Below are 12505 nucleotides of genomic sequence, written 5' to 3'. Positions count from 1 at the left end.
TTCAACATTTTGAACGCCAATGCAGAGAATTTCTCTTCATCGCTGGCTTGACGGCTGTCGGCTTCTTCAGTGTTAGGGTTAACACCTTGAACTGGAGGAATGTCGGTAGGAGCAGGCAGCAATTCTACAACTGCATCCAACATACGTTGAACACCTTTGTTTTTAAATGCTGAACCGCACAACATTGGTTGAATTTCACCGGCCAAAGTACGTTGACGCAATGCGCCTACGATTTCTTCTTCAGTCAGCTCATCACCGCCCAAGTATTTGTCCATCAATTCTTCGCTGGCTTCTGCTGCAGCTTCAATCATGTTTTGACGCCATTCTTCGGCAGTCTCAACCAATTCAGCAGGAATGTCGCCATAGGTAAAGGTTGTACCTTTATCGGCTTCATTCCAAATAATGGATTTCATTTTCAACAGGTCAACGACACCGCTGAAGCTGTCTTCCGCACCAACCGGAATCACGATAGGTACTGGGTTTGCGCGCAAACGGGTTTTCATTTGCTCAACAACGCGGAAGAAGTTGGCACCTTGACGGTCCATTTTGTTTACAAATGCCAAGCGAGGTACTTGGTATTTGTTAGCTTGACGCCATACGGTTTCAGATTGAGGTTGAACACCGCCTACTGCACAGTAAACCATTACCGCGCCGTCCAATACACGCATAGAACGCTCTACCTCTACAGTAAAGTCAACGTGTCCCGGAGTGTCGATGATGTTGAAACGGTGCTCAGGGAACTGTTTCGCCATACCAGACCAATAAGAAGTCACAGCAGCAGAAGTAATGGTAATACCACGCTCTTGCTCTTGTTCCATGTAGTCGGTAGTAGCCGCGCCGTCATGCACTTCGCCCAATTTATGAGTCAAACCTGTATAGAACAAAATACGTTCTGTTGTGGTTGTTTTACCCGCGTCAATATGGGCAGAAATACCGATATTGCGATACAGGCTGATAGGGGTCTTACGAGCCATTTTGTTAGCCTTTCGATATTAGAAACGGAAGTGAGAGAATGCTTTGTTAGCTTCAGCCATGCGGTGTACTTCTTCACGTTTTTTCAACGCACCGCCACGACCTTCAGCCGCATCAATCAATTCGCCTGCCAAACGCAGGTCCATAGATTTCTCACCACGTTTACGGGCCGCATCGCGAACCCAGCGCATTGCCAAGGCCAGACGACGTGAAGGACGAACTTCAACAGGAACTTGGTAGTTTGCACCACCTACACGGCGGCTTTTCACTTCCACGATAGGTTTGGCGTTTGCAATGGCTTCGTTAAATACTTCAATTGCTACTTTGCCGGTTTTTTTCTCAATTTGCTCCAACGCACCGTAAACGATACGTTCTGCAACAGATTTTTTACCGTCAATCATCAATACGTTCATGAATTTAGTCAGCTCAACGCTGCCGAATTTAGGATCTGGCAGTACGTCGCGCTTAGGGACTTCTCTACGTCTTGGCATTTTAATTTCCTTTAATCTATTCAGTTGGGGCAATTCCCATGAATACCCAATTGAGTATTCACTTACTCGGCCGTTGTTCAGCTTAGGCGGCCGACGTGCCTATTTGAGTCCCGATAATTATTTAGGACGCTTAGCACCGTATTTAGAACGGGCTTGTTTACGGTCTTTAACACCTGCAGTATCCAAAGAACCGCGTACAGTGTGGTAACGTACACCTGGCAAGTCTTTTACACGACCGCCGCGAATCAATACGACGCTGTGCTCTTGCAGGTTGTGGCCTTCACCGCCGATATATGAAATTACTTCAAAACCGTTGGTCAGGCGAACTTTACATACTTTACGCAATGCAGAGTTAGGTTTTTTAGGGGTAGTTGTGTATACACGGGTGCAGACGCCACGTTTTTGCGGGCAAGCTTCCAGTGCAGGCACTTTGTTTACGTACACAGGCTTTTGACGGCCTTTGCGTACCAATTGGTTAATAGTTGGCATATTTTCTCGTCCTGTTGAGTTAAATACTTGCCGACACCATGTCGACAAGATTGGAATTATATTTTTATTGCAAGGGTTTAGTCAAGCAAATGACTGATAAAGTTTGGTGTTTTCCAATTTATGTCTAAATTTTGGAAACAAAGGCCGTCTGAAATATTCAGACGGCCTTTGTCATTTTAAATAAGTCCGCAATTTAGTTCTCTACTTATTTTCTCCATTGCTTTCCTTATTTATTCAGACGGCCTTAAACTCTACCCTCTTTTAAGTCCTCTAAAAAATAAAACCGCAAGACTGGCTTGCGGTTTTATTTTCACAATAATCCCTCGGGATTATTCGTCTAAAGCTTCGGTTTCAGAAGTTACTTGATCGGCTTGCTGCCATTGTTGATGACGGCTGCGGTGGTAGGTCAAACCTGTACCGGCAGGAATCAATCGACCGACAATCACGTTCTCTTTTAAACCGCGCAGCTCGTCTTGTTTGCCCATGATAGCGGCCTCGGTCAAGACGCGGGTTGTTTCTTGGAACGATGCTGCAGAAATGAAGCTGTCGGTAGACAAGGAAGCTTTGGTAATACCCAACAACACATTTTCATAACGTGCCGGCTCTTTGCCTTCAGCGATGGCTTTCTCATTGGCAAGCATCACATCGCTACGCTCAACTTGTTCGCCGGTAATAAACTCTGTATCACCAGCATCCACAATGTTCACACGGCGCAGCATTTGGCGGATGATGACTTCGATGTGTTTATCGGAAATCTTCACACCTTGCAAGCGGTAAACCTCTTGTACCTCTTGAACAATGTAGCGAGCCAATGCTTCGATACCTTGCAGACGCAGAATGTCATGCGGATCTACGGCACCATCCACGATGGTTTCACCGCGGTTTACCACTTGACCGTCGTGTACCAAAATCTGTTTCTCTTTAGAAATCAGCGTTTCGTATGCTACACCGTCTACATCGGTAATAATCAGACGCTGTTTACCTTTGGTTTCTTTACCGAAGGAAACGGTACCGGTAATTTCAGCCAACATGCCGGCATCTTTCGGCACGCGTGCTTCAAACAACTCAGCAACGCGCGGCAAACCACCGGTAATATCGCGGGTTTTAGAAGACGCTTGTGGAATACGCGCCAACACATCACCCTTACCGACTTCCTGACCTTCACGGATAGTAATCACCGCACCGACCGGGAATGCCATAGAAACTGGGGTAGTCGTACCAGGAATGCAAATTTCCAGACCATTTTCATCCAACAGTTTGACAGTCGGACGCAACAGTTTAGAAGCACTAGAAGAACGACGTTTGCCGTCAATCACTACCAAAGTAGACAAACCGGTTACATCGTCAGTTTGTTTCGCAACGGTAACACCCTCTTCCACGTTTTCGAATTTCACCATACCTGCGTGTTCGGTGATCATCGGACGGGTATGCGGATCCCAAGTTGCCAAAGTTTGACCGGCTTTAATGGCTTCGCCGTCTTGTACCAGCAGGATTGCACCGTAAGGTACTTTGTGACGTTCACGTTCGCGACCGATATCGTCGTGAATCACTACTTCACAAGAGCGGCCAATGACAACCAATTCGCCTTTGTTGTTGGCAACGTAACGCATTTGGCTGCTGAAACGAGCTGTACCATTGGATTTGGCTTCCACTTGACTGGCAGCAGCCGCACGAGATGCCGCACCACCGATGTGGAACGTACGCATGGTCAGCTGAGTACCTGGCTCACCAATAGATTGTGCAGCAATTACACCTACAGCTTCACCAGCGTTAACCAGTTTACCGCGCGCCAAGTCGCGGCCATAACAGTGTGCACACAAGCCATGACGGGTTTTACAAGTAATTGGCGTACGGACTTTAACCTCGTCAACACCAGATTGGTCAATGATATCAACTAATTTCTCAGTCAGCAGTGTACCTGCCTCAACCAAAGTCTCGCCAGTTGAAGGATCAACAACATCTGATGCTGTAACACGGCCTAAAATACGATCGCGCAACGCTTCAATTACGTCACCGCCTTGTACTACTGCTTTCATGACAAAGCCGTCTGAAGTACCGCAATCGTCTTCAACAACGACCAAGTCTTGAGTTACGTCTACCAGACGACGGGTCAGGTAACCAGAGTTTGCCGTTTTCAACGCGGTATCCGCCAAACCTTTACGCGCACCGTGGGTCGCAATAAAGTATTGCAATACAGTCAAACCTTCGCGGAAGTTAGAGGTAATTGGCGTTTCGATAATAGAGCCGTCAGGTTTGGCCATCAAACCACGCATACCGGACAACTGTTTAATCTGAGCTGCAGAACCACGGGCACCAGAGTCGGCCATCATGTAAATAGAGTTGAAGGACTCTTGATCAACTTCGTTGCCGTCACGGTCGATAACTTTTTGTTTGGACAGATTGTCCATCATCGCTTTAGCGATCTTATCGCCGGCACGACCCCAAATATCGACCACTTTGTTGTAACGTTCGCCGTTGGTCACCAAACCTTGACGGTATTGGTCTTCGATTTCTTTAACTTCGGCATTAGCCTCAGCCAGCAAGGCTGCTTTTTCTTTCGGAATTTCCATATCGTCAACCGCAATGGAAATACCGCCTTTAGCCGCAAAACCGAAACCGGTATACATCAAGTGGTCGGCAAAAATAACTGTGTCACGCAAACCGCACAGACGGAATGATGCGTTAATCAGTTTAGAAATTTCTTTTTTCTTCAGCGCTTTGTTGATGTACTCGAACGGCAGGCCTTTAGGCAAGATTTCGCTCAACAATGCACGGCCGACAGTCGTTTCGTAACGGTTAACGACAGGCTCAAACTCACCTGCTTCGTTTTTTACCCATTCGCGCAGACGTACGGTAATTTTCGTACCCAGTTCAACCTGTTTGGTATGGTATGCACGATGCACTTCTTTCACATCGGCAAACAGGCTGCCTTCGCCTTTGGCATTGATACGGTCGCGGGTCATGTAGTACAGACCCAATACGATATCTTGAGAAGGTACGATGATTGGTTCGCCGTTGGCTGGAGACAATACGTTGTTTGAAGCCAGCATCAGCGTGCGTGCTTCCATTTGTGCTTCCAAGCTCAATGGAACGTGTACAGCCATTTGGTCACCGTCAAAGTCGGCGTTAAATGCGGCACACACCAATGGGTGCAACTGAATCGCTTTACCTTCGATCAGGATAGGTTCGAACGCTTGAATACCCAAACGGTGCAGGGTTGGCGCACGGTTCAGCATAATCGGATGTTCGCGGATCACTTCTTCCAAGATATCCCATACTTCAGGTACTTCTTGTTCTACCAATTTTTTCGCAGCTTTAACGGTAGACGCCAAACCTTGTTTTTCCAATTTGTGGAAAATGAATGGTTTGAACAGTTCCAACGCCATTTTTTTCGGCAGACCACATTGGTGCAGACGCAGGTATGGACCTACGGTAATCACGGAACGACCAGAGTAGTCCACACGTTTACCCAGCAGGTTTTGACGGAAGCGGCCGCCTTTACCTTTAATCATGTCAGCCAATGATTTCAGCGGACGTTTGTTGGCGCCGGTCATGGCTTTACCGCGACGGCCGTTATCCAACAGAGAGTCAACTGCTTCTTGCAACATACGTTTTTCGTTACGAACGATGATGTCAGGCGCATGCAGTTCCAACAGACGTTTCAGACGGTTGTTACGGTTAATAACGCGGCGGTACAAATCGTTCAAATCGGAAGTGGCAAAACGACCACCATCCAATGGAACCAACGGACGCAAATCAGGCGGCAATACCGGCAGCACGTCCATAATCATCCATTCCAGTTTCATACCGGAACGGTGGAAAGCTTCCAATACTTTCAAACGTTTGGCAATTTTTTTAATTTTGGTGTCAGAACCGGTAGATTCCAGCTCTTGACGCAGGATTTCGATTTCGCCGGTAATATCCAAGGTGCGCAACAATTCACGGATACCTTCTGCACCCATTTTGGCATCGAAGTCGTCGCCGTATTCGTCCAGTTTGTTGTAGTAATCGTCTTCAGTCAGTAATTGACGACGTTGCAACGGAGTCATGCCGGGATCGGTTACCACAAATGCTTCAAAGTACAATACGCGTTCGATATCGCGCAAAGTCATGTCCAGTACCATACCCAAGCGGGAAGGCAGGGATTTCAAGAACCAAATATGGGCAACTGGTGCTGCCAATTCAATGTGGCCCATGCGTTCGCGGCGTACTTTAGACAGGGTCACTTCTACGCCACATTTTTCACAGGTTACGCCTTTAAATTTCAAGCGTTTGTATTTACCGCACAAACATTCATAGTCTTTGACCGGGCCAAAGATTTTGGCACAGAATAAACCGTCACGCTCAGGTTTGAACGTGCGGTAGTTGATGGTTTCAGGTTTTTTAACTTCGCCATAAGACCATGAGCGGATGGTTTCGGGAGAGGCAATACCGATTTTGATGGCATCAAACTCTTCTTCCATGCCGGCAGTTTGCAACGGATTAAATAAGTTCAACAAATTCATTTTTGCTCCTTGAAGGAAGTATTTTTACCGCATGGCGGATTTTCGATATTGGGAAACGGTACTTTTGATTTCAGATGGCCTAAATGCCGATTGCTTCATTCTTATTCTGAAACCGCTTTTTCAGACGACCTTAAAAGGCCGTCTGAAAACTTCTGTTTAGTAGCGTTCCAAATCGATATCCAAGCCCAGTGAGCGAATCTCTTTAACCAATACGTTGAAGGATTCAGGCATACCGGCATCGATTTTGTGTTCACCTTTGACGATATTTTCGTACATTTTGGTACGGCCGTTCACGTCGTCAGACTTCACAGTCAGCATCTCTTGCAGCGTGTATGCCGCGCCGTATGCTTCCAATGCCCAAACCTCCATCTCGCCGAAACGTTGGCCACCGAACTGAGCTTTACCGCCCAAAGGCTGCTGGGTAACCAAACTGTATGGACCGGTAGAACGGGCGTGCATTTTTTCGTCAACCAAGTGGTGCAGTTTCAGATAGTGCATCACACCGACTGTAACCTTGCGGTCAAATGCTTCGCCGGAACGGCCGTCATACAGCGTGATTTGAGTTTTACTGTCGTTGAAGCCCAGTTTCTCAACCTCAGGATCTTCACTTGGGTAAGCCAAGTTCAACATTTCGCGGATTTCAGACTCTTTCGCACCGTCGAATACAGGAGAGGCGAAAGACGCACCTTTGCGCAGGTTAGAAGCCAATTCGATGATTTCTTCATCTGTCAGGCTGTCTAAATCTTCTTTCTTACCGCTACCGTTGTAGAGTTTGTTCAAGAATTCACGCAGCTCGCTGGCTTTGCGTTGCTCTTTCAGCATACGATCGATGCGTTCACCGATACCTTTTGCCGCCCAACCCAAGTGAACTTCCAAAATCTGACCAATGTTCATACGGGAAGGTACGCCCAATGGGTTCAGTACAATGTCTACCGGACGGCCGTCAGCCATGTAAGGCATGTCTTCCACCGGCAGAATGCGTGATACCACACCTTTGTTACCGTGGCGACCCGCCATTTTGTCACCGGCTTGCAGACGGCGTTTGATGGCGATAAATACTTTCACCATTTTTTGTACGCCCGGTTGCAGCTCGTCGCCTTGGGTCAGTTTTTTCTTCTTGATCTCATACAACTCATCCGCTTCTTCGCGTTTTTGTTGCAGGCTCAATTTAATCAGTTCCAACTGTTTGGCCAAATCTTCGTCAGCCAAACGGATGTCAAACCAATCATGTTTGCTGGACAGGCTCGCCAAATATTCGGTAGTGATTTCACTGCCTTTAGCCAGCTTCATCGGACCACCATTGGCTTTTTGACCAACAATCATACGCTCGATACGGTCAAATGCGTCGTTATCAAAAATACGCAACTGGTCGCTCAAGTCTTGACGGTAACGTTTCAGCTCAGAATCAATAATGGATTGAGCACGTTTGTCGCGTTGAATACCTTCACGAGTAAAGACTTGAACATCGATAACGGTACCGCTCATGCCGGTAGGCATACGCAATGAAGTATCTTTTACGTCAGACGCTTTTTCACCGAAGATGGCACGCAGCAGTTTTTCTTCAGGAGTCAGTTGGGTTTCGCCTTTAGGTGTTACTTTACCTACCAAGACGTCACCAGCTTCTACTTCTGCACCAATATATACGATACCGGATTCATCCAAACGGTTTTGCATACGCTCAGACAAGTTCGGAATATCGCGGGTAATGTCTTCCGCACCCAGTTTAGTGTCACGTGCGACAACGTTCAGCTCTTCAATGTGAATCGAAGTATAACGATCGTCTGCAGCCACTTTTTCTGAAATCAGAATCGAGTCTTCGTAGTTGTAACCGTTCCATGGCATGAAGGCGATGGTCATGTTTTGACCCAAAGCCAACTCGCCCAAGTCGGTAGATGCACCGTCGGCCACCAAGTCACCACGTTGCAACACATCGCCTGCTTTTACGGCCGGACGTTGGTTGATGTTGGTAGATTGGTTAGAACGGGTGAATTTAACCAAGTTGTAAATATCGACACCCACTTCACCGGCAGTCGCTTCATCATCATGAACACGAACTACAACACGGTTGGCATCTACATACTCAACCACACCGCCGCGGCGGGCAACGATTGCAGTTGCAGAGTCAACGGCAACAGAGCGCTCAATACCGGTACCAACCATCGGTTTTTCAGGGCGCAGACACGGTACAGCCTGACGTTGCATGTTGGCACCCATCAATGCACGGTTCGCGTCATCATGTTCCAAGAATGGAATCAGAGATGCTGCAACGGATACCACTTGACCGGTTGCCACGTCCATATATTGAACGCGGTCAGGCGTCGCCATAATGGTTTCGCCTTTTTCACGACAAGTGACCAAGTCGCCAATCAAATTACCGTCTTTGTCCAAATCGGCATTCGCCTGTGCAATCACATAACGGCCTTCTTCGATAGCAGACAAGTAGTCGATTTCTTCAGTTACTTTGCCATCGACAACACGGCGGTAAGGAGTTTCCAAGAAACCATAATCATTGGTACGCGCATAAACGGATAATGAGTTGATCAAACCAATGTTTGGACCCTCAGGTGTTTCAATAGGACATACACGGCCATAGTGGGTCGGATGTACGTCTCGCACCTCAAAGCCTGCACGTTCGCGAGTCAAACCGCCCGGGCCCAATGCAGATACACGGCGTTTATGGGTTACTTCAGACAATGGGTTGGTCTGATCCATAAATTGGCTCAATTGGCTGGAACCGAAGAATTCTTTAATCGCGGCAGAAACAGGTTTCGCATTGATCAAGTCATGCGGCATCAAGTTCTCAGATTCTGCTTGGTTCAAACGCTCTTTAACTGCACGTTCTACACGAGCCAAACCGCTGCGGAATTGGTTTTCAGTCAACTCACCCACAGAACGAACACGACGATTACCCAAGTGGTCAATATCGTCTACTTCACCATGACCGTTACGCAGTTCAACTAATGTAGCAATGGAAGCAACAATGTCTTCAACGCTCAGAACGTAACCACCTTTTTCGGCAGCACCGGCCAAAGTTTCGTTCAGCAAACGGCCATACCAAGAGTTTTGTTGTGCTTCAGACAGTTTTTGCTCGTATGTGCGCGTATTGAATTTCATACGGCCTACGCGAGACAAATCATAGCTGTCTTCACTGAAGAACAAGCGGTTGAAGAGCTGCTCAACAGCTTCTTCGGTAGGCGGTTCGCCAGGACGCATCATGCGGTAAATCGCTACGCGTGCAGCTTGCTGATCAGCAGTTTCGTCTGTACGCAGAGTGCTGGAGATGTAACCGCCTTGATCCAATTCGTTGATATAAAGGGTCGTAATTTCTTTTACACCATGGATATCAAGTTTAGCCAACAGTTCTTCTGTAATTTCATCGTTAGCAGAAGCCAATACTTCACCGGTTTCCGGATCAATCAGGTCAGCAGCCAATGCTTTGCCTATCAAGCTTTCTGGCTCTACATTCAAACGAGTCAAGCCTGCATTGGTAATATCACGGATATTTTTCGCAGTAATGCGTTTACCTTTGGCAACCAGTACATTGCCTTCTTTATCCAAGATGTCAACTTTGGCAGTTTCACCTTTCAGACGGCCTGCAACCAGATCAGTTTGAACACCGTTTGAAGACAAATAGAAAGTTTCTTTGTCGTAGAAAATATCCAAGATTTGTTCATTGTTATAGCCCAAAGCTTTCAACAAAATCGTAACCGGCATTTTACGGCGACGGTCGATACGGAAATACAGCAAATCTTTTGGATCAAATTCGAAATCCAACCATGAACCACGGTAAGGAATAATACGAGCAGAGAACAACAACTTACCGGAAGAATGTGTTTTACCACGGTCATGCTCAAAGAACACACCAGGAGAACGGTGCAACTGGGAAACAATTACACGCTCTGTACCATTGATGACAAAAGAGCCACTTGGCGTCATCAACGGAATTTCGCCCATATATACTTCGTTTTCACGAACTTCTTTTACGGTCGGTTTAGACGCTTCTTTATCCAAAATCACCAAACGGATACGTGCACGCAATGGAGCCGCATAAGTAATACCGCGCAATTGACATTCAGGAATATCGAACAAAGGTTCGCCCAATGTGTAATGCACAAACTCCAATCGTGCATAACCATTATGGCTCACAATCGGGAAAATAGAATTGAATGCTGCTTGCAGACCATCATCAGTACGTTGGTCAAAAGCGTTTTCCAACTGTAAAAATTTCGCATAAGAATCAATTTGGGTTGCCAGCAGGAAAGGAACATCCAAGACATTCTCTCGCTTTGCAAAACTCTTACGGATACGTTTTTTCTCGGTAAACGAATAGCTCATATACACTCCGAAAAGCAATTTTAAATAATAGGCCGTCTAAAACAACGGCATGCATCAACCTGATATTTACATTTATTTGCAATGGTTTTATCAAGACTATGCAAATAAATGTAAACAATGCCTGATGCTTATTTGAAGAAGCAAAATAAGGCTGGCAGAAAACTGCCAGCCTTCACAGGAAGCATTAAATTATTTGATTTCGACTTTAGCGCCGGCTTCTTCCAGTTGTTTTTGGATGTCTTCAGCTTCAGCTTTAGAAACACCCTCTTTCAGAGTTTTAGGTGCACCGTCAACGATGTCTTTAGCTTCTTTCAGACCCAAGCCAGTGATAGCGCGGACAACTTTAATCACGCCAACTTTTTGATCACCAGCAGAAGCCAATACTACGTCAAATTCAGTTTTTTCTTCAGCAGCAGCTGCACCAGCACCTGCAGGACCTGCAACTGCAACGGCAGCAGCAGAAACGCCAAATTTCTCTTCAAAAGCTTTAACCAGGTCGTTCAATTCCATTACGGTCAAAGAACCAACGGCTTCCAAAATGTCTTCTTTAGTAATAGCCATGCTATTTTACTCCAAATATTGTATTAAAAAATAATTGATTAAATGAAACAAAATCGATTAAGCGGCTTCTTCGCCAGCTTTTTTCTCTGCCAAAGCAGCCAAACCACGTGCAAAGCCTGATACAGGAGCTTGCATAACGAACAACAGTTTGGACAACAGTTCTTCGCGGCTTGGAATAGAAGCCAACTCAGCAACCTGAGCAGGGTTCATCACTTCGCCATTGTAAGAACCGGCTTTAACGATAATTTTGTCATCTTTTTTCGCGAATTGGTGCAGCACTTTAGCAGCAGCAACAGCATCTTCAGAAGCAGCGTAAACCAATGGACCAACCATTTGATCGGCCAAACCTGCGAATGAAGTACCCTCTACTGCGCGACGAGCCAGAGTATTTTTCAGAACACGCAAGTACACGCCTTCTTTACGTGCATTCGCACGAAGCTCAGTCATGCTGGAAACACTGATACCGCGATATTCAGCGACTACGAGAGTTTGAGCGTTAGCAATTGCTGCGCTAATTTCCTCTACGGCCACTTTCTTGGTTTCAATATTGAGACTCAAGGTCTACCTCCCACTGTTTATAAACAGGATACCGAAATGATATCCCACCAGCGCGGTAACCTAAAAAGACATCTTACAAGCAATCTTGCAATGTGTTTCAGGACTACCGTCTGCGTAGGGCAGTTACGATTAAATCTTACGATCCCTACGGTCTTGGACATCTACTTAATTTTAAGTAGCCCAAATTCAGGCAATCCAGAAAACTGGATCACCTGAAAATTTCTTAGTTGTTCACGCTTGCAGTATCAACGCGAACACCCAAACCCATAGTGCTGGATACAGCAACTTTTTTCAGGTACTGGCCTTTAGCAGCAGCAGGTTTGGCTTTAACGATAGCATCCAGCAACGCATTGAAGTTTTCTTTCAAGTCAGCTTCAGCGAAAGAAGCACGACCGATAGTTGCATGAACGATACCTGCTTTATCTGTACGGTATTGTACTTGACCTGCTTTTGCATTTTTAACTGCTTCAGCAACGTTAGGAGTAACAGTACCTACTTTAGGGTTTGGCATCAGACCACGAGGACCCAAGATGGTACCCAATTGACCAACGATACGCATTGCATCAGGAGAAGCAATAACAACGTCAAAGTTCA

Annotated in this window: 7 protein-coding genes and 1 pseudogene; all 8 read right to left on the bottom strand. The window is 46.4% G+C overall.

What is annotated here, in order from left to right; genetic code table 11:
• Window positions 1-974: GTP-binding protein (locus ACTHUM_RS09550; protein WP_440402834.1), on the bottom strand; the 974-nt coding region annotated here is incomplete at its 3' end.
• Window positions 975-992: 18 nt separating this feature from the next.
• Entirely contained in the window at window positions 993-1463 is a 471-nt protein-coding gene (gene rpsG / locus ACTHUM_RS09545; protein WP_002240962.1) for a 30S ribosomal protein S7, read from the bottom strand.
• Window positions 1464-1580: 117 nt separating this feature from the next.
• Complete coding sequence (gene rpsL / locus ACTHUM_RS09540; protein ID WP_002218431.1) at window positions 1581-1952, bottom strand: 30S ribosomal protein S12; 372 nt, start codon at window positions 1950-1952, stop codon at window positions 1581-1583.
• A 329-nt stretch (window positions 1953-2281) separates the two neighbouring features.
• The gene (rpoC, locus tag ACTHUM_RS09535; RefSeq protein ID WP_004521093.1) at window positions 2282-6457 is read right to left on the bottom strand and encodes a DNA-directed RNA polymerase subunit beta'; all 4176 of its coding nucleotides are present in this window, start codon (window positions 6455-6457) and stop codon (window positions 2282-2284) included.
• 156 nt (window positions 6458-6613) lie between these two features.
• Window positions 6614-10792, bottom strand: coding sequence for a DNA-directed RNA polymerase subunit beta (gene rpoB / locus ACTHUM_RS09530; RefSeq protein WP_004521091.1), 4179 nt, complete (start codon window positions 10790-10792; stop codon window positions 6614-6616).
• A gap of 189 nt (window positions 10793-10981) precedes the next feature.
• Entirely contained in the window at window positions 10982-11353 is a 372-nt protein-coding gene (rplL, locus tag ACTHUM_RS09525) for a 50S ribosomal protein L7/L12 (RefSeq protein ID WP_003677916.1), read from the bottom strand.
• Window positions 11354-11410: 57 nt separating this feature from the next.
• On the bottom strand, window positions 11411-11911 hold the full coding sequence (rplJ, locus tag ACTHUM_RS09520; protein WP_003680699.1) for a 50S ribosomal protein L10: 501 nt from the start codon (window positions 11909-11911) through the stop codon (window positions 11411-11413).
• Between the two features lie 223 nt (window positions 11912-12134).
• A pseudogene (rplA, locus tag ACTHUM_RS09515) lies at window positions 12135-12505 on the bottom strand (50S ribosomal protein L1); the annotation flags it as partial.

It is taken from the genome of Neisseria sp. P0021.S006 (assembly GCF_051956895.1).
Note: the sequence above shows the minus strand (reverse complement) of the source record. Positions and strands in the feature narration are given on the sequence as shown.